The organism is Amycolatopsis silviterrae (assembly GCF_042684085.1).
Classification (GTDB): domain Bacteria; phylum Actinomycetota; class Actinomycetes; order Mycobacteriales; family Pseudonocardiaceae; genus Amycolatopsis; species Amycolatopsis silviterrae.
This window is the reverse complement of sequence record NZ_JBHUKS010000003.1, coordinates 78,241-99,615: the sequence shown is the minus strand read 5'-3', so window position 1 is coordinate 99,615 and position 21,375 is coordinate 78,241. Positions and strand designations below refer to the sequence as shown.

Annotated in this window: 24 protein-coding genes; 13 read left to right on the top strand and 11 right to left on the bottom strand. The window is 69.0% G+C overall.

The window, feature by feature from the left end:
- The first annotated feature begins 5 nt into the window (after window positions 1-5).
- Together ACFSVL_RS02175 and ACFSVL_RS02170 are read left to right on the top strand one after the other, a co-directional pair.
- A complete protein-coding gene (locus ACFSVL_RS02175; RefSeq protein WP_378299877.1) occupies window positions 6-404 on the top strand; it encodes a 6-pyruvoyl trahydropterin synthase family protein in 399 nt (132 codons plus the stop codon).
- Complete coding sequence (locus tag ACFSVL_RS02170) at window positions 401-1,138, top strand: class I SAM-dependent methyltransferase (RefSeq protein WP_378299875.1); 738 nt, start codon at window positions 401-403, stop codon at window positions 1,136-1,138. The genes ACFSVL_RS02175 and ACFSVL_RS02170 overlap by 4 nt, the downstream gene beginning before the upstream one ends.
- On the opposite strand, the gene ACFSVL_RS02165 is transcribed toward ACFSVL_RS02170, so the two are convergent.
- The 5 genes from ACFSVL_RS02165 to ACFSVL_RS02145 form a co-directional block, all read right to left on the bottom strand.
- Window positions 1,121-2,086 carry a DNA polymerase domain-containing protein gene (locus ACFSVL_RS02165; RefSeq protein ID WP_378299873.1) on the bottom strand — a complete coding sequence of 322 codons (966 nt, stop codon included), beginning with the start codon at window positions 2,084-2,086 and terminating at the stop codon, window positions 1,121-1,123. The genes ACFSVL_RS02170 and ACFSVL_RS02165 overlap by 18 nt on opposite strands.
- Before the next feature lie 39 nt (window positions 2,087-2,125).
- Complete coding sequence (locus ACFSVL_RS02160; protein WP_378299871.1) at window positions 2,126-2,905, bottom strand: oxygenase MpaB family protein; 780 nt, start codon at window positions 2,903-2,905, stop codon at window positions 2,126-2,128.
- 42 nt (window positions 2,906-2,947) lie between these two features.
- Window positions 2,948-3,853, bottom strand: coding sequence for a cytochrome P450 (locus ACFSVL_RS02155; RefSeq protein ID WP_378299869.1), 906 nt, complete (start codon window positions 3,851-3,853; stop codon window positions 2,948-2,950).
- A 214-nt stretch (window positions 3,854-4,067) separates the two neighbouring features.
- On the bottom strand, window positions 4,068-4,145 hold the full coding sequence (locus tag ACFSVL_RS02150; RefSeq protein ID WP_369333442.1) for a tryptorubin family RiPP precursor: 78 nt from the start codon (window positions 4,143-4,145) through the stop codon (window positions 4,068-4,070).
- A 187-nt stretch (window positions 4,146-4,332) separates the two neighbouring features.
- Entirely contained in the window at window positions 4,333-5,208 is an 876-nt protein-coding gene (locus ACFSVL_RS02145) for a LysR family transcriptional regulator (RefSeq protein ID WP_378299867.1), read from the bottom strand.
- 70 nt (window positions 5,209-5,278) lie between these two features.
- On the opposite strand from ACFSVL_RS02145, the gene ACFSVL_RS02140 reads away from it, so the two are divergent.
- Entirely contained in the window at window positions 5,279-6,421 is a 1,143-nt protein-coding gene (locus tag ACFSVL_RS02140; protein WP_378299865.1) for an FAD-binding oxidoreductase, read from the top strand.
- A 1-nt stretch (window position 6,422) separates the two neighbouring features.
- Here the strand turns inward: ACFSVL_RS02140 and ACFSVL_RS02135 are convergent, their stop codons facing one another.
- Window positions 6,423-6,827: a nitroreductase family deazaflavin-dependent oxidoreductase gene (locus ACFSVL_RS02135; protein WP_378299863.1), complete on the bottom strand. Its 405-nt coding sequence runs from the start codon at window positions 6,825-6,827 to the stop codon at window positions 6,423-6,425.
- Window positions 6,828-6,915: 88 nt separating this feature from the next.
- On the opposite strand from ACFSVL_RS02135, the gene ACFSVL_RS02130 reads away from it, so the two are divergent.
- Entirely contained in the window at window positions 6,916-7,365 is a 450-nt protein-coding gene (locus tag ACFSVL_RS02130) for a MarR family winged helix-turn-helix transcriptional regulator (protein ID WP_378299861.1), read from the top strand.
- A 32-nt stretch (window positions 7,366-7,397) separates the two neighbouring features.
- Here the strand turns inward: ACFSVL_RS02130 and ACFSVL_RS02125 are convergent, their stop codons facing one another.
- On the bottom strand, window positions 7,398-8,069 hold the full coding sequence (locus tag ACFSVL_RS02125; RefSeq protein ID WP_378299859.1) for a GNAT family N-acetyltransferase: 672 nt from the start codon (window positions 8,067-8,069) through the stop codon (window positions 7,398-7,400).
- Between the two features lie 74 nt (window positions 8,070-8,143).
- Here ACFSVL_RS02125 and ACFSVL_RS02120 point away from each other — a divergent pair, with 74 nt between their 5' ends.
- A complete protein-coding gene (locus tag ACFSVL_RS02120) occupies window positions 8,144-8,992 on the top strand; it encodes a PaaX family transcriptional regulator (RefSeq protein ID WP_378299857.1) in 849 nt (282 codons plus the stop codon).
- On the opposite strand, the gene ACFSVL_RS02115 is transcribed toward ACFSVL_RS02120, so the two are convergent.
- On the bottom strand, window positions 8,982-9,374 hold the full coding sequence (locus ACFSVL_RS02115) for a RidA family protein (RefSeq protein ID WP_378299855.1): 393 nt from the start codon (window positions 9,372-9,374) through the stop codon (window positions 8,982-8,984). The genes ACFSVL_RS02120 and ACFSVL_RS02115 overlap by 11 nt on opposite strands.
- 67 nt (window positions 9,375-9,441) lie before the next feature.
- On the opposite strand from ACFSVL_RS02115, the gene ACFSVL_RS02110 reads away from it, so the two are divergent.
- Both ACFSVL_RS02110 and ACFSVL_RS02105 read left to right on the top strand, forming a co-directional pair.
- Window positions 9,442-11,790: a bifunctional salicylyl-CoA 5-hydroxylase/oxidoreductase gene (locus ACFSVL_RS02110; protein WP_378299853.1), complete on the top strand. Its 2,349-nt coding sequence runs from the start codon at window positions 9,442-9,444 to the stop codon at window positions 11,788-11,790.
- Window positions 11,790-12,935, top strand: coding sequence for an acyl-CoA dehydrogenase family protein (locus tag ACFSVL_RS02105; protein WP_378299851.1), 1,146 nt, complete (start codon window positions 11,790-11,792; stop codon window positions 12,933-12,935). The genes ACFSVL_RS02110 and ACFSVL_RS02105 overlap by 1 nt, the downstream gene beginning before the upstream one ends.
- 91 nt (window positions 12,936-13,026) lie before the next feature.
- On the opposite strand, the gene ACFSVL_RS02100 is transcribed toward ACFSVL_RS02105, so the two are convergent.
- Window positions 13,027-13,755, bottom strand: coding sequence for a DUF2306 domain-containing protein (locus tag ACFSVL_RS02100; RefSeq protein ID WP_378299849.1), 729 nt, complete (start codon window positions 13,753-13,755; stop codon window positions 13,027-13,029).
- 269 nt (window positions 13,756-14,024) lie between these two features.
- On the opposite strand from ACFSVL_RS02100, the gene ACFSVL_RS02095 reads away from it, so the two are divergent.
- The gene (locus tag ACFSVL_RS02095) at window positions 14,025-15,242 is read left to right on the top strand and encodes a family 16 glycosylhydrolase (protein WP_378299847.1); all 1,218 of its coding nucleotides are present in this window, start codon (window positions 14,025-14,027) and stop codon (window positions 15,240-15,242) included.
- A 288-nt stretch (window positions 15,243-15,530) separates the two neighbouring features.
- Here ACFSVL_RS02095 and ACFSVL_RS02090 read toward each other — a convergent pair whose 3' ends face one another.
- Window positions 15,531-16,208, bottom strand: a complete 678-nt coding sequence (locus ACFSVL_RS02090; RefSeq protein ID WP_378300378.1) for a GntR family transcriptional regulator — start codon at window positions 16,206-16,208, stop codon at window positions 15,531-15,533.
- A gap of 147 nt (window positions 16,209-16,355) precedes the next feature.
- Between ACFSVL_RS02090 and ACFSVL_RS02085 the strand changes: the two genes are divergently transcribed.
- The 5 genes from ACFSVL_RS02085 to ACFSVL_RS02065 are packed head-to-tail and all read left to right on the top strand — an operon-like array spanning window position 16,356 to window position 20,661.
- Window positions 16,356-17,621, top strand: a complete 1,266-nt coding sequence (locus ACFSVL_RS02085; protein ID WP_378299845.1) for an MFS transporter — start codon at window positions 16,356-16,358, stop codon at window positions 17,619-17,621.
- The gene (locus tag ACFSVL_RS02080; protein ID WP_378299843.1) at window positions 17,618-18,442 is read left to right on the top strand and encodes a putative hydro-lyase; all 825 of its coding nucleotides are present in this window, start codon (window positions 17,618-17,620) and stop codon (window positions 18,440-18,442) included. Before ACFSVL_RS02085 ends, ACFSVL_RS02080 begins: the two co-directional genes overlap by 4 nt.
- Window position 18,443: 1 nt before the next feature.
- Entirely contained in the window at window positions 18,444-19,193 is a 750-nt protein-coding gene (locus ACFSVL_RS02075) for a LamB/YcsF family protein (RefSeq protein ID WP_378299841.1), read from the top strand.
- Window positions 19,190-19,795, top strand: a complete 606-nt coding sequence (locus ACFSVL_RS02070) for a 5-oxoprolinase subunit B family protein (protein ID WP_378299839.1) — start codon at window positions 19,190-19,192, stop codon at window positions 19,793-19,795. The genes ACFSVL_RS02075 and ACFSVL_RS02070 overlap by 4 nt, the downstream gene beginning before the upstream one ends.
- Entirely contained in the window at window positions 19,792-20,661 is an 870-nt protein-coding gene (locus tag ACFSVL_RS02065) for a 5-oxoprolinase subunit C family protein (protein ID WP_378299837.1), read from the top strand. Before ACFSVL_RS02070 ends, ACFSVL_RS02065 begins: the two co-directional genes overlap by 4 nt.
- Here the strand turns inward: ACFSVL_RS02065 and ACFSVL_RS02060 are convergent.
- Window positions 20,636-21,262 carry an alpha-ketoglutarate-dependent dioxygenase AlkB family protein gene (locus ACFSVL_RS02060; RefSeq protein ID WP_449224362.1) on the bottom strand — a complete coding sequence of 209 codons (627 nt, stop codon included), beginning with the start codon at window positions 21,260-21,262 and terminating at the stop codon, window positions 20,636-20,638. The genes ACFSVL_RS02065 and ACFSVL_RS02060 overlap by 26 nt on opposite strands.
- Window positions 21,263-21,375 lie beyond the last annotated feature (113 nt).

The window sequence follows — 21,375 nt, the reverse complement described above, 5'->3', positions numbered from 1 at the left end:
ACGCGTTGTTCAGTGTCACCGTGCGCGATCACATCATGGTCGCCCACAGTTTCCGCGGCGAGGTTTTCGGCCCGGCGCAACGCTTGCACGGCGCGACGTTCGTGGTCGACGCGACGTTCCGGCGGTCCGAATTGGACTCGGACAACATCGTCGTCGACATCGGGCTCGCCACCCAGCAGCTCGGTGCGGCGCTCGCCGACCTGAACTACCGGAACCTGGACGACGAACCTGATTTCGCGGGCATCAACACCTCGACCGAATACCTCGCCAAGGTGATCGCCGACCGGCTCGCGGACCGTGTCCACGCCGGAGAACTCGGCGAGAACGCGCGTGGCCTGGCGCAGCTTTCCGTGACCCTGCACGAATCCCACGCCGCCTCAGCCGGATACGAGCGCTCCCTGTGACCACAGTGGACTCTTCCGGTTACGAACCGGAATGGCTGCGGCTCCGGGAGGCAGCCGACACGGCCGCCCGCGCCGCTGACCTGGTCGCCTTGCTTCCCGACAGACCGGCGGTCATCCGCGACCTCGGTTGCGGCACCGGAGCGATGGGACGCTGGCTGAGCGGCCGTCTTCCGAAACCGCAACGGTGGATCCTGCACGATCAGGACCCGCGACTGCTGGAGATCGCCGCGCGCAGCCTCCCGCCAGGGATCGGCGTCGAAACGGAACAGGCCGACGTGACCCGCCTGAACTTCGACAAAACGTCCTTAGTCACTGCTTCCGCACTGCTGGATCTTCTTACCAAGAAAGAGATCCAACGGTTAGTAAAGTCCTGTGTGGACGCGCAAACTCCAGCGCTCTTTACCTTGTCCGTAACAGGGTCGGCCGAAATCAGGCCGCTGGACGCTGGCGACGAAGCACTCAACGCCGCCTTCAACGACCACCAACGCCGGGACGGAAAGCTAGGCCCCGAAGCCGTCGCCTTCGCCGCGGCGGAGTTCACCCGGCACGGTTGGACCGTCCACACCAGACCGTCACCGTGGCAGCTAGGCCCCGAACACGAAGACCTCATCGCCACCTGGTACCGCGGTTTCGTTGCCGCGGCCCGGGAACAGCAGCCGGATCTGACCGTTCCCGACGACCGTCAGATCACCGCCGTCACCGTGCGCCACCAGGATCTACTCGCTCTCCCCTGACTCCCGGCGCGCCCGGGCCCGGCGTTTGCCCTCGTGCATCGCCGCGACCCGGGCGACCGGGATCGTGTGCCCCTCGGCCACCAGCTCCGCCGGAAGATCCTGCGGCTCGGGCAATTCCTCCGCCCACGGATCCGCATCGCCCAGCAGCGCCACCGCGGTCTTCAGCGTGAAGTCGGACGGTTTGACGTCGTCCGCGTCCGCCCAGCGAACCGGGAACGACACCGGCGCGCCCGGCCGGATCCGCGGGCTGTACACCGCCGCGACCGTCGCCCCGCCCGCCCGGGTCGAATCGAGAAACACCTTGCCGTGCCGGTCGTCCCGGATGAACGCCGTGGTCGCCAGCTCCGGATCGATCCGCTCCGCCCGCGCGCCGACCGCCCGGGTCGCCGCCGCGACATCCTCAAAGGACTGACCGGCGACCAGCGGCACGAACACGTGCACCCCTTTGGACCCGCTGGTCTTCAACGCGCCAGCGAGCCCGACGTCGGCCAGCGCCTGCCGCACCAGCCGAGCCGCCGCCACCGCGACGCGGAAATCCGCGCCCTCCGGCGGATCGAGGTCCATGATCAGATCGGTCTGCCCGACCGGTTCGACCCGGGTCAGCGCGGGATGCAGTTCGACCGCGCGCTGATTGCCGAACCACAGCAGCGTCCGGCGGTCGTTGCACAGACCGTAGGTGACTGTCCGTTGTGAACTCTCCGCCCACAGTTTCGCCCGCGGCACCCATTCCGGCGTGTACTTCGGCAGGTTTTTCTGCATGAACGCGTCCTGCCCGCGCAGCACCCGCATCACCGACAGCGGACGGTCGCGCAGCACCGGCAGCAACCGATCCGCGACGGCGTCCAGGTAATCGACGAGGTCGCGTTTCGTCACCCCGGCGTCGACGAACAGCTCCTGGTCGAGGTTGGTCAGAGAGACCCCTTCGCGCACCTCATCCGCTTTGCCCATACGCCAACCCTTGCCGACCACCGCATCCCGGTCAACCACTTAGACGAGCGGTTTCCCTTTACGCAGCCGCCGCCGGAAGTCCGCGAGGCAGGCGTCGTAGGGGAAACGACGCACCCGCAACGGAAGCCGTTCGACCATTCGGCCGATTCCGCGCATCAGCCGATCGAACCGGCGCTGGTCGGCGGCCGACCACTCCAGCCGCATCTGCTCGCGGAACACCTCCGGCAGAAACCCGGTCGTCACGAAGCGATGGAACCGTCCGAAGAGGACCGAGAACGGCCGCGGCAGGAATTCCAGATTCGCGATGGCGGTGAGGTACTCCCGCATCCGGTCGTCGATGTCGACCTGCGCCAGCCCCTTGTCCCAATACGAAGCGAAGTCGGCGGGCCAGTCTTCCGGACGCACCTGCAACGTCGTGCCCAGCACCGCCGCCTCGGCGTACCACGATTCCGGGGCCGGGCGGCCGAGAAAGGCGCGATGCACGTCCTCGACGCCGTGGCACAGGCAGGCCGCGACCCACAGCTGCAGCTCCCGGTCGAAAGCGCGATACCGCACCGGACTCGCGTCGGTCGAGACCACCTGAGCGTGCACCGAATTCACCGCCCGCCGATACGCCGCCCGGTCAGCGTCAGTCCCCAGCACAGCCACGGCGAGATAGGTGACGGTCGTCCGCGTGCGTTTCAGCGGATGCTTGAAGAGGTTCCCCGAATCGACCCGGCTTTCCATGACGCCGTAGCCGACCGCCGGCCGGCCCAGCTGCATGATCACGTTCGCGCCGCCCGCGAGCAGGCTGACGCCGAGCATGCCGTCCTGGAGCATCCGTCCAGGGGAACGCTTCCGTTGACACCTTGTCAAGAGCCGTCAAGCACGCACGACCCGCACGTCCGACACCTCCAGCAGGCCGTCCAGGTGCACCTTGCCCCGCCGCTGCGCCGGATCGACCACCAGCCCGTCGCGCCGGGCCAGGTCGAGAACGCGCGTCGCGAGCGGCAGCACCAGGTGCCGTCCCCAGCAACGCTCGTCGCTGTGCCCGAACGGGAGGTAGCCGGGGTGGTTGTCCGGGTCCAGCGCGGCCCAGCGGTCCGGCCGGAACTCGTCGGGCGCGTCCCACAGTTCGGGGTCGCGGTGGCTGAGCAGCGGCAGCAGCAGGACGTCGTCCGCCGGGCCGATCCGGGCGTCCACCTCGGGGAATTCCGGCGAACGCACGCGCAGGATGTTCCACGACGGCGGCAGGAGGCGCAGCGCCTCGTTGAGCACGTACTCGGCCGGCACGTCCTCGTCCAGCGGCGAACCAAGCCACAAGGCGTTCGTGACCAGCGCGGCGACGGTGAAGCAGATCGGCCCGGCCACGCGGCGGTAGAGGTACATCGCGAAACGGCGCTGCTCGAAGGTGTCGGCCTCCAGCACCATCCGCGCCAGCGACGACAAGGCGACCTCGGGCGCGGGCCGTCCCCAGAGCGCGGCTCCGGCGGCGACCGCCGACCAGGTGATCTTCGGCGTCAGCTCTAGCCTGCGGTCGACGAGGATCCGGAATCGCCGCTGTTCGCGGCCGAACACCAGGTCCCGCAGGTAGTTGTGCGGTACAGCGGGCCACTCTCCGGTGAGGTCCGGTTCGCCGAGCGGCTTCTTGAGCGCGGCCCGCACGTCCGCACCGACCGCTCGCATCAGCGCCGCCGATTCCGGCCGCGTGACGACCCGGCCGAGCACCGGCTTGAACGTCGGCCGTTCCTCGGCGTTCGCCGGACGGCTGCGCAGCACCTCGTCCATCAAGCCGGCCCCGGCTACGCCGACCGTGTCCGATTCCAGCCGGAATAAGGATTTCCCCCGATAACGGTCAAACAGTTCCTGAAGACGCGGCGCGAATACCACTTGGCGCACTTTGTTCCGTTCAGCGGGAATAGTCACCGGGCAGCTCCTCTGCGACACGGGGCGGCCGGCCCCGGACATTCCGGGACCGGCCGATCCTCTTCGGGCGAGACCGTCAGATCCAGCCGTACCAGGCGTAAGACTTCAGGCTCTTGCCCGGAAGGGCCTTGCGCACGAGTCGAACAAGCTTCACGGAAATTCCTCCGTATTCTCGAACACTCCAACCGCACTCGCGGCCGTCGCCGACAGTACGACGAATTCCCGGAATGCGCCGCAAGAAGACCTGAACGGCCTACTCCGGCCGAACTTTTCAGTAATTCCGGCCAGAATTCATTTGCGAGCACGGGTCGGCGTCGGTACTCTTCCGCCGCCCGCAGTACTCAGAGCACCGACCGGGCGAACTCGATGAGCACGCGGGCGGCGGGCCCGGCCGGACCGTCGGACCGCCACGCCAGCGCCAGCTGCCCGCGCAACTCCGGCCGCAGCCGCAAGGTGTGCAGCTCCTTGGCGTAGTAGCGCGCCAGCGATTCCGGGACCAGCGCCACGCCGAGACCGCGCATCGCGAGCTTGGCCAGCACGTTCGGGTCGCTCGCCTCGATAGCCACCCGCGAATGCAGCCCGGCCGCGGCGAGTCCGCGATCCAGCACGCCGCGCATGCCGGTGCCCTTCGGCAGGCAGATCAGCGACCGTTCGGCCAGCTCGGCCAGGGTGATCGAGGCGCGGTCGGCGAACTCGTCGCGCAGCGCGGTGACGGCGACCAGTTCCTCGTCGAGCACGACCTGCGTGGTGAGCCCGGCGGGCGCGCCGTCGGCAAGGCCGATCACCGCGACGTCCAGCCGTCCTTCGCGCAGCGCGGTGACCATCAGGTCGGAATTCGCTTCGCTGAGCGTGATTTCCACGCCGGGGTAGCGCTCCGCGAACTCGGCCAGGAAGTCCGGCAGCGCCACCGGTCCGGCGGAGGTCACCATCCCCATCGCCACCTGGCCGCGCACCAGCCCTTCGTGCTCCGCGACCGTTTCGCGCACCGCAGCGACCGCCGCGAGCGCGGCCCGGGCGTGCGGCAACGCGGCCTCGCCGACGCCGGTAAGCCGTACCGTGCGGCCGGACCGGTCGAACAACGGCTGCCCCAGCTCGCGTTCCAGCCGCCGGATCTGCGCGCTGACCCCGGGCTGGGCGACATGCATCCGAGCCGCCGCACGGGTGAAGTTGGCTTCCTCCGCGACCGCGACGAAGTATTCGAGCTGGTGCAGTTCCATAAGCACTGATTCTAGCTTCCGGAACTAGTATCTCTTGGACTTATCGCTGCTGAGCGAGCAGGCTGAAGTCATGCAGACGTTCACCCCTGATCAGGCCGGCTACCGCGAAGAGATCGCCGGATTCCAGACCGGCATCAGCTCCACTCCGAAGCTGGTCGTCGCCGCCACCAGCGCGGACGACGTCGCCGCCGCGGTCCGGCTCGCCGCCGAACGCGACCTGCCGGTCTCCGTGCAGGCCACCGGCCACGGACTCCGCGCGCCGGCCGAGGGCGTGCTGATCTCGACGCGCCGGATGACCGGCGTGACCGTCGACCCGGACCGCGGAGTGGCGCGCGTCGAAGCCGGGACGACCTGGGGCAGCGTCATCACCGCCGCCGCGGAGCACGGGCTCGCGCCGCTGAGCGGTTCGGCACCGGGAGTCGGCGTGGTCGGCTACACCCTCGGCGGCGGTTTCGGCCTGCTCGGCCGGCACTTCGGCCTGGCCTCAGACCGCGTCCGCTCCGCCGAGATCGTCCGGCCCGACGGCACGCGCACGACCGGCCCGCTCGACGCCGGGATCGTGACCGCGCTGGAGTTCGCGCTGGTGCCGGTGACCACGCTGTACGGCGGCGGGCTGTACTTCGACGCCGCCAAGATCCCGGACGTCCTGCGCACCTGGCGCGACTGGACTGCCGACCTGCCCGACACCGTCGGCACCTCGGTGGCGATGCTGCCCTACCCAGACCTGCCGATGGTGCCGGAACCGTTGCGGGGCAAGCACATCGCGCACATCCGCGTGGCCTACCTCGGCACCGATGGCGACCAACTCGTCGCACCGCTGCGCGCGCTCGGCCCGCTGCAGGACACGCTCACCACGATGCCGTACACCGACTCCGGCCAGATCGCCGCCGAACCGCCCATCCCGCACGCGTACCTCGGCGACAACCGCGTGCTGCCGACGCTGCCGGACGACGTGCTGAGCACCGTGCTCGACCTCGCCGGCCCGGCCGCGCCGGTGCCGACCGTGCTGATCATCGACCTGCTCGGCGGCGCTTACCAGCACTCGTCGGCACCGGATTTCACCGCGGACTCGCGCTACACCGTGCGCGCGCTGTCGCTGGTCGAGCCGGACGCGGCGACCATTCAGGCCGCGCACGCCAAGCTGTTCGCTCCGCTGGACCCGATGTCGACCGGGCGGTTGCGGAGCTTCGTGTACGGACAGCCGCTGGGCTGAGTCAGCGTTCGAGAACGAAGACCGGGATCACGCGCTCGGTCTTCTTCTCGTAGTCCGCGAAGCCCTCCGCGTGCGCGACCATTCCGGCGTACAAGCGGTCGCGCTCGGCGCGGTCGGTGACGAGCTTCGCCGTCGCCGGGAACTTGTCGGTGCCGATCTCGACCGTGACCGACGGGTTCGCGACGAGGTTGTGGTACCAGTCCGGGTTGGTGTCCGCGCCGCCCTTGGACGCGACGATCACGATGCGGTCGCCGTCGGTGGTGTACACCAGCGGGCTCACCCGCTCTTTGCCGCTCTTCGCGCCGGTGTGCGTGACCAGCACCATGTTCTTGCCCTCGAACATGCCGCCGACCTTGCCCGCGTTCGCGCGGAACTCGTCGATGATGCCCTGATTCCAGTCCGACATCGGAGAACTCCCCTGCTTTGATGATGTAACAGCAAACCTAGGATCGCGCGAATCCGGCTGTCAACACACGCGCAGGTACTGTCGCGGCATGGCCACCGAATCCGGCCCGACCGTCGAGGACGGGGTCCGCGAACTGCTGCTTCTCATGCCCCGCCTCGTCGGGCGCGCGAAGCGGACGCCGCCGCCTCCGGAACTCGACGACGTCACGCTCGCGCCGCGGCATCTGTCGCTGCTGGCGTACCTGTTGTTCGACGGCCCGATGACGGTCAACGAACTCGCCGGACGGCTCGAAATCGCGCCCACGACAGCAAGTCTGATGATCGGCGACCTGTCCCGGCAAGGGGTGCTGGAACGCACCGAGGACCCGGCCGACCGGCGGCGCACCATCGTGAGCATCCACGCGGACAAGCGGCCCGCGGTGGACGCTTGGCTCGCCCGGGGGGCGAAGGCGTGGGAGGCGGCGCTGTCGCCGTTGAGCCCGGGTGAGCGGGCGATGGTGATCAGGACGTTGAAGGCTTTTGAGGAGTACGGCTCGTGAGTGTTTATCGCGGTTAGAACCGTGATTGCCACTCACGAGGCGGCTAGCCACTTCGCCTGCGGACCAGCGCATGCCCGGGGCCAAGCCGCGTCGTGCTGGTACCACCACGCCTCGCAGGCTCGCCCGTCCGGCAGCGTGTACCGCGGCGGCCCCGGTGCCCGGCGCAATCCGGCCGCCTCCAGCGAACGGCCGCTCGCGACGTTGCCGACCTCCGCGCCCGCGCGGACCCGGGAAAGTCCGAGATGCTCGTGCGCCAGCAGGAGACCGGCGGCGAACAGGTCGCGGCCGAATCCTTGCCCGCGATATTCCGGCGCGAGGTAGCCGCCGGTTTCCGGGCCGCCGTCCTCGCCCGCGTGCACGCTCACGAGTCCGGCGCAGCGGCCGGCCACGAGGTCGATCGCGACGACGTCCACCGAATGCGGGTCCGGCGTCGCCCAGTCCGGGCCGGTGCCGGGGAGCACGCGCAGCGCCTCGCCGCGCATCGGTTCGGCCACCACGGAGTCGGCCAGCCAGCCGAGCCAGCGCTGCGCCGCCGGGTCGCTGCCGCCCGCGACCGCCGCCGCGTACTCCCACGCGGTGGGGGTGCGGAAAAGGAACCGGCCGAACGCGAAGGCGTGTCCCCGGCGGTCGCAGGTGCGCTTCGCCATCAGCCGTCCGCGGCGGGTCAGCCGGCTCACCAGAGGTGCATTGCTCACAAACGCCATCGCGCCGGAAATGCTACCCCTCGCCGGTTACCGATCCGCCCAGAGACGGTCCGCCCGCACTGTATGGTGACCGGGTGACGGCCGTACCAGAAGCAGCCGATGCCGACGGCGGGCGCGCGGCCCAGCCCCGGCACCTCATCGTGTCCGTCTACGGCGTGCATCACCAGGCAGGCGGCGAGTGGCTTTCGGTCGCCTCGCTGATCGATCTGCTCGCCGCGGTCGGGGTCGACGAGCCCGCCGTACGGTCGTCGATTTCCCGGCTCAAACGGCGCGGGGTGCTCGAAGCGGTGCGCCGCGACGGAGCCGCCGGGTACGAATTGTCCGGTACCGCACTGGATTTGCTGCACGAGGGCGACGAACGCATCTTCCGCCGGGACCGCGCGAAGCTCGGCGACGGCTGGCTGCTCGCGGTGTTTTCGGTGCCGGAAGCCGAGCGGCACAAAAGGCACGTCTTGCGGACGCAGCTGTCGAGGCTCGGCTTCGGCACCGCGGCTTCCGGCGTCTGGATCGCGCCAGCGCATCTGTACGAGGTCACCGTCGGCACGCTGAACCGCCTCGGTCTCGCCGATTACGCCGACCTGTTCCGCGCCGAGCACCTCGCGTTCGGCGACCCGCGCGAGAAGGTGCGCGAGTGGTGGGACCTGGACCAGCTGGACGAGTTGTACACGGCGTTTCTCGAAGAGCACGAGCCAGCGCTGCGCCGGTGGCAACGCCGGCGCACGACGCCCGCCGACGAAGCGTTCGCCGACTACCTGCGCGTGCTCACCGGCTGGCGGCGGATGCCGTACCTCGACCCGTGCCTGCCCGCGGAATTGCTGCCCGAGGGCTGGTCCGGCATCCGGGCCGCGGAGGTGTTCTTCACACTGCACGACCGGCTCGAAGAAGCCGCGCGCAAGCACCTTCAGCAGGTGCTCAGCGGTTGACCACCGCGTAGCCCTGCACTTCCACCAGCGCCTCGACGTCCCACAGCCGGTTCACGCCGATGCCCGCCATCGCCGGGTAATCCGCGCCCACCAGCCGCTTCCAGACGCGGCCGATCTCGCGCGCGTGCGCCTTGTAGTCGTCCATGTCGACGATGTAGACGGTCAGGCTGCAGAGGTCCGCGGGTTCGCCGCCGGCCGCGCGCAACGCGGTGAGCAGGTTGCCGAGCGCGCGCTCGAACTGCTCCACGACACCGTCGCCGACGATCCGGTTGTCCGCGTCCAGCGCGGTCTGCCCGGCGAGGAAAACCAACTGGCCCTGCGCCGCCACCGCGTGCGAGAACCCCGACGGCTTGCCCAGCTCGGGGGGATTGATCCGCTCCATGCCGGCGAGCGTAACCCATCTATCGTCTTCTTGACGACCGTAGGACACACGACATACCCTGGGTCACGTGCGGATTTCAGTAGTCGGCGGCGGGCCTGCGGGCCTCTACTTCGCCGTGCTCGCGAAACAACTCGGCCCGGACCACGAGATCACGGTCTGGGAGCGCAACGCGCCGGACGACACGTTCGGCTTCGGCGTCGTCTTCTCCGACGAGACGCTCGGCGGCATCGAGCACGCCGACGCGGCCGTGCACGAGGCGATGAGCCGGGAGTTCGCGCGCTGGGACGACATCGACGTGCACTACCGCGACACGGTGTCCACTTCGGGCGGGCACGGGTTCGCCGCGATGAGCCGCAAACGGCTGCTCGCGATTCTGCAGCAGCGGTGCCGCGAAATGGGCATTGATGTCCGATTCCGCAGTATTGCGCCGGATCCGGCCGAGCTGGCTGCTTCGGCGGACCTCGTGGTCGCCGCGGACGGCGTGAATTCCGCCGTGCGCACGGCGTTCGCCGATTCGTTCCGGCCGGCCGTCGAGACCCGGCAGTGCCGCTACATCTGGCTCGGCACCGATCTCGTCTTCGACGCGTTCAAGTTCTACGTGCTCGAAACGCCGCACGGCATCATGCAGGTCCACGGCTATCCGTACGGCCGCGACGGCAGCACGTTCATCCTGGAGATGCACGAAGACGTGTGGCAGCGGGCATTCGGCCCGATCGCCGCCACCGGGCTCGGCCCCGGCGAAAGCGACGAGAAGTCGATCGAGCTGATCCGTGAACTGTGCGGCGACATTTTCGACGGCCATCAGTTGCTGGCCAACAACTCCAAATGGGCCACCTTCGGCACGGTCCGCTGCGAAAGCTGGGTCCACGACAATGTCGTGCTGCTCGGCGACGCCGCACACACCGCGCATTTCTCCATCGGTTCCGGCACCAAGTTGGCGATGGAGGACGCACTCGCGCTCGCCGCGTGCCTGCACGAGCAGCCGAGTGTCCCGGAAGCCCTTGCGGCGTACGAAGAAGAGCGACGCCCGGTGGTCGCGTCCACGCAACGCGCGGCGCAGGCGAGCCTGGAGTGGTTCGAGAATCTGGCGCAGTACACACATCAGGAACCGGAGCAGTTCGCGTTCAACCTGCTTACCCGCAGCCGTCGCGTCACTTACGACAACCTGAAGCTGCGCGACCGGGAATTCGCCGCCTCGCTGGATCAGTGGTTCGCCGATTCGCTCGGCACTTCCGTCGCACCACCGATGTTCCAGCCGGTGCGGATCGGCTCGCTGGAATTGCCGAACCGGATCGTCGTGTCGCCGATGGACATGTACTCCGCGGTTGACGGCGTACCCGGCGAATTCCACCTGGTACACCTGGGAAGCAAGGCACTCGGCGGGGCCGGGATGGTCATGACCGAGATGATCTGCGTGTCCGCCGAGGGCCGGATCACGCCGGGGTGTCCCGGGCTTTACACCGCCGAACAGGAATCCGCGTGGCAGCGGATTGTCGAGTTCGTGCACCGCGAAACCCCGGCGAAGATCGGCTTGCAGCTGGGACATTCCGGTCGCAAGGGCTCCACGAAGCTGATGTGGGAAGGCATTGACGACCCGCTGCCGGAAGGCAACTGGGAAGTCTGCGCGCCGTCCGCGCTGCCGTACTCGCCGAACAACCAGACGCCGCGCGAGCTGTCCGTCGCCGAACTGGCCGAGATCCGGGACCAGTTCGTCGCGGCCGCGGAAGCCGCCGCACGCGCCGGTTTCGACCTGCTGGAACTGCACTGCGCACACGGCTATCTGCTGTCGTCGTTCCTGTCCCCGCTCACCAACCAGCGCACCGATTCCTATGGCGGCTCCCCGGAAAACCGGCTGCGCTTCCCGCTGGAGGTCTTCGACGCCGTCCGCGCCGCGTGGCCTGCCGACCGTCCGCTGACCGTCCGGATCTCGGCCACTGACTGGTTCGAGGGCGGCAACGACGCCGACGAAGCCGTGGCCATCGCGCAGGCGTTCGCCGAACACGGCGCGGCCGCGATCGACGTGTCGACCGGCCAGGTGGTGAGCGAGGAGCAGCCGAAGTTCGGCCGCAGCTACCAAACTCCGTACGCAGACCGGATCCGCAACGAGGTCGGCCGCCGCTACGGCACCGCGGTGATCGCCGTAGGCGCGATTTCCTCCTACGACGACGTGAACTCGCTCATCCTCGCCGGACGAGCCGACCTGTGCGCGCTCGGCCGCACCCATCTGTTCAATCCACAATGGACTCTGCACGCGGCCGCCGCGCAGGAGTATCCGATGGCCTGGCCCAAACAGTGGGCTGCGGGCAAACGTCCGCCGCAGACCGGCCGCACCGACGGCCCGGAGCCGCGACTGGACCTGGTCCGCACCGGCGGCCACCAAACCGCCCATGCCCGCTGGCGACCGGAGGAAGCCTGATGAACGCCTTCGCTTTCACCCCGGAACAGACCGCCTACGCTGCCTCGGTACGCAAGATCGCCGCCGAACAGCTGGCCCCGCTGGCCGCCGCCGGTGCCGAAGGATCGGTAAACCGCCCGCTGTTGAAGGCAATGGGCTCGCATGGCTTGCTGGCCCGGTTGTTCCCCGGTGTCGAAAGTGGACAACCAACCCGGCAAGCTGCCGCGACCGACTTGTGCCTGTTGCGAGAAGCTCTCGCCACCCAAAGCACCGAAGCCGAAACCGCGTTGGCCTTGCAGGGCCTGGGCAGCTATCCCGTGCTTCAGTCCGGTTTGGACGAACAAGTCCAGCGCTGGCTCCCCGCCGTCGCCGCCGGGGACGCGGTCGCCGCGTTCGCCCTGACCGAACCGGACGCCGGATCCGACGCCGCCGCCCTGCAACTCGCCGCCGAACCAGACGGCGACGGCTGGCGGCTCACCGGCACGAAAATGTGGATCTCGAACGCCCCCGAAGCCGATTTCTACACGGTCTTCGCCCGCACCACCCCCGACGCCGGTTCACGAGGGGTCAGCGCCTTCGTTGTCCCCGGCGACCGCGCGGGCATCAGCGGCGAGCACTTGGACCTGGTGAGCCCGCACCCGATCGGCACCGTCGTCTTCGACGGCGTGCAAGTAAAGCGCGACGAACTGCTCGGCGAAGAGAACCGCGGTTTCGCAGTGGCAATGCGGACCTTGGACCTGTTCCGCCCGAGCGTCGGCGCGTTCGCCGTCGGCATGGCGCAAGCCGCGCTCGACGCGACCGTGGAGTACACCGCTGCGCGGGAAGCGTTCGGCGGCCCGTTGGTGAACCAGCAGACGGTCGCGCACACGCTGGCCGAGATGGCGACGCGGACCGAAGCTGGCCGCCTGCTCGTATACGCCGCAGCCGCGGCGTACGACGCGGGCGAGGAGAACTTGGCCGGCCGAGCGGCGATGGCGAAATTGTTCGCGACCGAGGCCGCGCAATACGTGGTGGATCAAGCGGTGCAATTGCATGGCGCGCGAGCGCTGCGGCGAGGGCATTTGCTGGAGCATCTCTATCGGGAGGTCCGCGCGCCGCGCATCTACGAAGGCGCGTCGGAGATCCAGCGGACGATCATCGCGCGTTCGTTGCGGCGGCGCGGATGAGCCGGCGTTCGGTGTACCCCTCGCACCGAACGCGTCCGCGCCGCCTGCTGGTGTTCTAACAAGCAGGCGGCGCGCGGGACAAACTATTCAGTCAGGGCTTAACGCTCCGCTTGGGTTTCCGGTCCAGCCACAGCTGCGCCGCGATCAGCGCGACCGTCCAGCTCACCCAGGCCCCGAGCGCCGCGATCGACTGGCCGAGCGCGATCTCGCTGCCGCCGAACGTGGTAGCGACCTGCGGTTCCAGGAAGATCGCCGCGACCGGGCCGATGAGCCGGTTCAGGATGATCGACATCGTCAGCGCGAAACTGCGGATCATCCAGCGGCGGTGATCGCCGAACCGGCGTTCGCGGACGGCTCGGTAGCCGGCCCAGGTGCAGCCAAGCCACAGCACCGCGAGCAGGACGTCGCTGGCACGGGTCACTGGGCCGTACGGGGTCGCCGCGCCGATCGTCAAGGCCATCAGGCCGGACGGAAGCACGCCCGCGAAGACGTACGCGCGGCCGGAGTAGCGGTGCAGGACTGGATACTTCCGGCGGATCCACGGCCAGATCTGCAGCAGCGCGGTCAGCATCGCGATGGAGCCGAATACGACGTGGCCCACCAGGAAGAGGTAGTGCGCGGGGAAGGTCGACGGAACCCTGGATTGAGCTGGGTCGAAAGCCAGGTACGGGGGTAGCGCATAAGCCAGGAAGGCGACCACCACCAATCCCAGCGGGCCTACCCACGGCCGCCGCCACCAGTGCTTTCCCGGCTCGACCCGTACCGTTCGCTCCGCCGCGGGCGGCACCCGCGTTGGTCGAAGATCCGTCCCCGCCGTCATGTCGGCCTCTCTCCGTTGTCGGTTCTCGGCTCCTTCGAACGTAGGACGGGCGGCTTTGGATCACCATGGTGCCGACTGGCGTCGCGGTGGTGGGGACAGCCTTACCCTCGCCTAGGTGACCCCCGAACGGTCCGTGCGGGGGAGCCGCCCTCGGCCCATTGCCGCAGAGGTTTAGACCAGGCATAATCCCCTTACTTTGTTGCCCGCCACAACAAAGCACTCCTGTTCAGCCTCGCCGGATCGCTCCCCGAAAACCGAGGTGACAACGCATGTCCAGGTTTCTCAGACGTTTCCCCACTGCTCTTGCCGCCGCCGCGCTGCTAGCGCTCGGCCTGCAGACCGCCCCCGCCGTGCTCGCCCCTCCCACCGCGAGCGCCGCCGAAAGCTTCACCGACGATTTCAACGGCCCAGCCGGCGCCGCCGCCGACGCATCGAAATGGAACTACGAAACCGGCGACAACAGCGGCAACAACCACGAGCGCCAGTGGTACACCGCGGGCGCGGCCAACGGCGCGCTCGACGGCCAGGGCCACCTCGTGATCACCGCCAAGCGCGAGAATTCCGGCCATACCTGCTGGTACGGCACCTGTCAGTACACCTCCGCCCGGCTCAACACCGCCGGGAAGTTCAGCCAGGCCTACGGGCACGTCGAGACCCGGATGAAGATCCCGCGCGGGCAGGGCATGTGGCCCGCGTTCTGGATGCTCGGCGGCGGAAGCTGGCCCAATGACGGCGAAATCGACATCATGGAGAACATCGGCCGCGAGCCCAACACGGTGCACGGCACCATTCACGGGCCCGGTTACTCCGGAGCGGGCGGAATCGGCGCGGCCTACAACGGACCCGTCTTCGCCGACGGTTTCCATACCTACGCGGTCGATTGGTCGCCGAACAAGATTGTCTGGTCGGTCGACGGCAACGCTTATCAGACTCGCACCCCGGCCGATCTGAACGGCAACCGCTGGGTGTTCGATCATCCCTTCTACCTGATCCTGAACCTCGCCGTCGGAGGGGACTGGCCGGGGGATCCGGACGGAAACACGCAGTTCCCGCAGCAGCTGGTCGTCGACTACGTGCACGTGAACACGAGCGGCGACGGCGGAACCGGCGGCCGGATCATCGGCATCGGCGGCAAATGCGTGGACGTGCCGTGGGCCAATCCGGCGAACTTCACCCAGCTGCAGATTACCGACTGCAACGGAAACGCCGCGCAGAACTGGACTGTCGGCGGCGACGGGACCATTCGCGCGCTCGGCAAGTGCATGGACGTCAAGTATTCCGGCACCGCCGACGGCACCCCGGTCCAGATCTACGACTGCAACAACAGCAACGCGCAGCAGTGGGTCGTGACCGCGGCGCACGACATCGTCAACCCGCACGCGAACAAATGCCTCGACGCCGCGGGGGTCAGTTCGCAGAACGGCACGAAACTGCAGCTGTGGACCTGCACCGGCAACGTCAACCAGAAGTGGTCGGTGAACCAGTAGCCGTCCACAGTGGACGAAGCGAGACGGCGGGCCGTGACCTCCCCCCGGTGACCACGGCCCGCCGCGGACACCGCGCGGGCCGGGCGGGAACCAAGGTCGACCGCCCGGCCATGGGCCGCCGTCCGCGCGTCGGCTGGGGGTCCCGACGCCCGGGGCGGCACTCTCACGCGGCCCACTGCCGAAGGTAGCCAGACCGCGCACGCCGTGGAGCTTTCCGGGCGGCAGCAGGGGCCAAACGGCCACTCTCACTGCCTTCCTGGGCAAACCGGCCGGTTTCGACTCAACGTGTCAGCGGGTCGCGGCGAGCTCCGCGTAGGCCTCGACCAGCTGTGCTTCCGCGTCGTCGAGATACACCGCGAGCATCTCCGCCGTACGGATCCCGTCGCCAGTTTCGAGCACGTCCAGGATTTCGTGGTTCCGCGGCAGGTACCGCTCGTGAAAGCGGCGTGGGTCGGCCATCACGTGGAACACCAGCCGCAGCTCCGCGGCGAGCGCCTGCATCAGTTCGACGATGCGCTCGCTGCCGGTGAGCGCCGCCAGCTCCGCGTGAAAACGGATGTTCGCGGTACCCAGGTCCTGCCACTTCGCATGCTTCGCCGCACGGTCCCCGTCCTCGACGGTGCTGGCGATCTTCGCGTACGCAGCCGGCTTCTCGGTCACTTCGCGGACCGCCGCGCACTCGATGATCTTGCGGACCCGGTAGATGTCGCGCACGTCTTCGACGCTCGGCACCCGCACGAAGACCCCTCGGTTCAGCTCGTGCACCAGCAGCCGTTCGTGGGTCAGCAAGCGGAAGGCCTCACGGAGCGTGTTGCGCGAGACCCCGAGCGCGTTGCCGATGTCCTGCTCCGAAAGCCGTACCCCAGGCAGGAAGTACCCCTCGGAAACACGCGTGCGCAGCACGCCGGCGACCCGCTCCGCGGTGCTCGTCCGGCCGAGCAGGCCGCGATCCGCTTCCAGGCCCATGGGCTCTCCGTCGGTGACCACGTCGCCCAGAGTAGCCAGCGGACGGTGAACAATAAAATGAGGGACTTGTGGAATTGTTGAACGATCCGTACGGTAGCGGCCATGTGACTCGTGCCACCATGAGTTCGTCCCCTTGTGAGGTGCCCTATGAACGTCAACGTCGCCGACGGCACCGCGAACGCGGCCCGCCCGTTCGGCTGGTATCGCTCGCTCGGCCACAAGGGCCGCCGCGCCTTCCTCGGCGCGTTCGGCGGCTACGGCCTCGATTCGTTCGACTACCAGACCCTCCCCTTCGGCCTGGCCGCGATCACCGCCTACTTCGGCATCACGTCCGGCGAAGCAGGCCTGCTCAGCACCGTCACGCTGGTCGTTTCCGCGATCGGCGGCGTCGGCGCCGGCGTGCTCGCCGACCGCATCGGCCGCGTCCGCACGCTGCAGCTGACCATCGCGATGTACACGATCTTCACCGTGCTCTGCGGCTTCGCGCCCAACTTCGAAACGCTGCTGATCTTCCGCGGTCTGCAGGGGCTTGGGTTCGGCGGCGAATGGGCGGTCGGGGCCGCGCTGGTCGCGGAGTACTGCTCGGCCAAGTACCGCGGCCGCACGGTGGCGTTCGTGCAGAGCGCGTGGGCGGTCGGCTGGGGCCTGCTGGTGATCGTCTACACGGTGCTGTTCAGCGTCCTCGACCAGGACATCGCGTGGCGCGTGCTGTTCTGGGTCGGCGTGCTCCCGGCGCTGCTCGTGCTGTGGGTGCGGCGCAGTGTCGAGGACGCGCCCGAAGCAGCCGCGCGACGGGTATCAGCGAAGGTCAAGGGCTCGCTCGCCGGGATTTTCCGGATGAACCTGTTGCGCACCACGGTGTTCGCCGCGCTGCTCGCGACCGGCGTCCAGGGCGGCTACTACACGCTGTTCACCTGGATGCCGAAGTACCTGCAGAGCAGCCGCGGCCTGTCCGTGGTCAACACCGGCGGCTACTTCGCGCTGCTGATCCCCGGCGCGTTCATCGGCTACGTCTGCGGCGGCTACCTCACCGACCTGCTCGGCCGGAAGAAGACGTTCCTGCTGTTCTCGGTCGTTTCCGCGCTGCTGATCGTGCTGTTCGTGCAGTTGCCCTACGGCGCGAACGGGCTGATGCTGCTGATCAGTTTCCCGCTCGGCTTCTCGACTTCGGCGATCTTCAGCGGCTTCGGCGCGTACCTCGCCGAGCTGTACCCGACCGAGCTGCGCGCCACCGGGCAGGGCTTCACCTACAACTTCGGCCGCGCGGTCGGTGCCGCTTTCCCCGCCGTGGTGGGCTTTCTCGGCGCGGGCGGCGCGATTGTGCTCGGTGCGGTTGGGTACGCGATCGCTGCGGTAGCGCTGCTCGGCCTGCCGGAAACGCGGGGCAAGGAGCTGGTGGAGGTGGCGACATGAGCGCGAAGCCTCGTGAGTGGCAATCCCGGTTAGAACCGGCATCAGCACTCACGACCTCCCCCGCCCAGGCCCGCGCCCTCTTCCGAGCTGGCCTGGAAGTCCCGACCACCGGCTGGTCCGCCGGCTACGCGCAGGCCAACCTGATCGCGGTCCCGGCGGACTGGGCCGAAGACGTCCGCGAATTCTGCGCACGCAACCCACAGCCGTGCCCGGTGCTCGACGTCAGCGAACCTGGCGACCCGACCACCCGTCTCGCGCCCGGCGCGGACCTGCGCACCGACCTGCCGCTCTACCGGGTCTGGCACAACGGTGCGCTGACCAGCGAAATCACCGACGCCACCGGGGTGTGGCGCAGCGACATGGTCGCGTTCTCGATCGGCTGCAGCTTCAGCTTCGAGACGCTGCTGAGCGCCGCGGGCATCCCGCTGCGGCACGTGGAGCAGGGCCGGAACGTCTCGATGTACGTGACGAACCGGCAGTGCGAACCGGCCGGACGGCTGAGCGGGCCGATGGTGGTGTCGATGCGGCACATTCCGGAAAACCAGGTCGAGGACGCGATGCGCATCACCGCCGCGATGCCCGCGGTGCACGGCGCTCCGGTTCACGTCGGCGACCCGGCCGAGCTGGGCATCGCCGACCTCGGCCGACCGGATTTCGGCGATCCGGTCGACGCCGCGCCCGGCGACGTGCCGGTGTTCTGGGCGTGCGGCGTCACCCCGCAGGCGGCGCTGATGGCGTCCCGGCCGCCGTTCGCCATCACGCACGCCCCCGGGTACATGTTCTTGACCGACCGGCCCGATCGCGACTACCAGGTGGGATGACATGGACCTCAACAGCGACCTCGGAGAAGGCTTCGGTGCCTGGACGATGGGCGACGACGAAGCCATGCTCGACATCGTGACCAGCGCGAACATCGCGTGCGGCTTCCACGCCGGCGACGCGAGCGTGATGCGCCGGGTGTGCGAAAGCGCGGCGGAACGCGGCGTCACTATCGGCGCGCACGTCGGCTACCGCGACCTGGCCGGCTTCGGCCGGCGCGCGCTCGACATCGCGCCGGAAGACCTCGCAGACGAAGTGCTGTACCAAATCGGCGCTCTCGACGGCTTCGCGCGCGCAGCGCACAGCTGCGTGCGTTACGTGAAGGCGCACGGCGCGCTGTACAACACCGCGGCTGTCGATCCGGATCAGGCGGCTGCGCTTGTCGAAGGCGTACGGCGCTATCACACGGATCTGGCACTGCTGTGTCCTCCGGATTCCGAAATGCTGCGCGCGGCTCAGGCAGCGGGCGTGCCTGCGTACGCGGAAGCGTTCGCCGATCGCGCGTACACGCCTGAAGGACGACTGGTGTCGCGAAAGCTGCCAGGCGCGGTGCTGCACGACGCTGACGAAGTCGCCGCGCGGGCGCTCACCATGGCGTCCACCGGTGAGGTGGTCGACGTTGACGGCGGCAAGCTCTCCCTGTGGGCGGATTCCCTTTGCGTACACGGAGATACGCCCGGTGCCGTCGAGCTGGCCCGGCGGATTCGCGAGCTGCTCACTGAATCCGGTGTGGTGCTGAGGCCGTTCGTGTGAGCACTGTGTTGCGCTACGGCCGTTCCGCATTGCTGGTGGAAGTCGACGACGTACTCGGGTTTCAGGCGGCCTGCGAAGCCGCTCAGCCCGAGGGCGTCGTCGAACTCGTCCCCGCCGCACGCACTCTGCTGGTCCGTTTCGACCCTGCCCGCACCGATGCCGACGCGTTGACCCGCTCCTTGACTTCGCTGTCCACAGTGGACGTCTCCGCGCGGGAAGCGGCCACAGTCACCCTGCCGGTTCGCTACGACGGCTCTGACCTGGCAGACGTCGCCGAGGCCACCGGGCTGTCGGTTTCCGAAGTCGTACAACGACATTCAGCCGCCACCTACGTCGCGGCGTTCTGCGGTTTCGCCCCCGGTTTCGCCTACTTGACCGGCCTCGACCCAGCGTTGCACCTGCCGCGCCGCCGCACGCCGCGCACGCGCGTGCCCGCTGGTGCGGTGGCGATCGCCGGCGAGTACAGCGCGATCTATCCGCATCCCTCGCCCGGCGGCTGGCATCTGCTCGGGCACAGCGATGCGCAGGTGTGGAACGTCGACCGCGAGCAGCCGAACCTGCTGGTCCCCGGCACCCGAGTGCGGTTCGAGGCGATTCGGTGACCGGCAAGATCGAGATCCTCGCGCCCGGCCCGTTCGCGACCGTGCAAGACCTTGGCCGGCCCGGGTACGCGGCGGTCGGCGTCGGCCGGTCCGGCGCGGCCGACCGGGGTTCGCTGAAGCTGGCGAACCGGCTCGTCGGCAACCCCGAAACGCACGCGGCGCTGGAAGTCACCCTCGGCGGCCTGCGGTTACGGGTCTCCGAGCACACCGTCGTCGCCGTCACCGGCGCTCAGCTGCCGATCCGCGCTGGCGGCCGGGCCGCCGCCGTCGGTGCGCCGATCGTCCTGCGCCCCGGCGACGAACTCGAACTCGGCGTCGCCTCGCTCGGCCTGCGCAGCTATCTCGCGGTGCGCGGCGGGCTCGACGTGCCACCGGTGCTCGGTGCCCGCGCCACCGACACGCTGGGCAAACTCGGCCCGCCGGTACTCGCGGCCGGAATGTCGCTGCCGATCGGGTCAGTCGTGCGGCACGATCCGTACGTCGACCTCGCCCCGTTGCCCCGGCTGGCCGCGGAACCCGTGCTGCGCCTGGAACCCGGACCGCGGCTGGACTGGTTCACCCCGTCCGCACTGTCCACTTTGCTCAGTGGCACCTACACCGTGACGAACGACCTCGACCGCGTCGGCGTCCGTTTCGACGGACCGGCGCTGACCCGCGCCCGGCTAGGCGAACTGGCCCCGGAAGCCGCCGTGCCCGGCGCGCTCCAGGTACCGCCGTCGGGGGTGCCGATCCTGTTCCTCGCCGACCATCCGGTCACCGGCGGCTACCCCGTCGCCGCCGTCGTGGACGAGGCCGACCTCGACGTCGCCGCCCAGCTCAGGCCCGGTCAGCGGGTCCGGTTCACAGGCCCGACACCCGCAGCGTGAGGTTGAGCCGCCCGGTCAGGCCGAGATCCGGATCCGCCGTGCCCGGCAGGGTTTTCGGCACCCCGTGGAACGCCAGCCGCGCCGGGCCGCCGAACACGAACAGGTCGCCCGAGCGCAGCTCGACATCGGTGTACGGCCGGTTGCGGCTCTCGGTGTTGCCGAAGCGGAACACGCACGTGTCGCCGAGGCTCAACGAGACCACCGGCTCCGTCGATCGCTCGTCTTTATCCTGGTGCATGCCCATTTTCGCGGTGGCGTCGTAGTAGTTCACGAGCGCGACGTCGGGCTGGTAATCGTCGGCGGGCCGATCGTAGGCGTCGGCGAGCGCGCGGCGGCCGAGGTCGGCCAGCCAGTCCGGGAACGGCTCCACCGGCGAACCGTCCTCGCGCAGCCGGTCGTAGCGGTAAGGCAGCCACTGCCAGCCGAGGCAGACCGTGCGCACCGACATCACCCCGCCGTTCGGCAACCGCGTCGAGCGGTAACCACGCCAGCCGCGACAGGCTGTGACAAGGTCGCGCTGTTCTTGCGCGGTAAGCCAATCCGGGACATGCACCGCACCCGGGGAAATCTCCTGACGCGGACGCGGCAGCAGCTCCATCACGCCGCGCCGGGGCCGGTAGCCGCAGGAGTCACCCGGATGGGCGCTCCTGCGGCGGGTTCCCCTCGCCACTTGCCGCCAAGCTTCGGAGAATCGCACACCACCGCGGTGCCCAC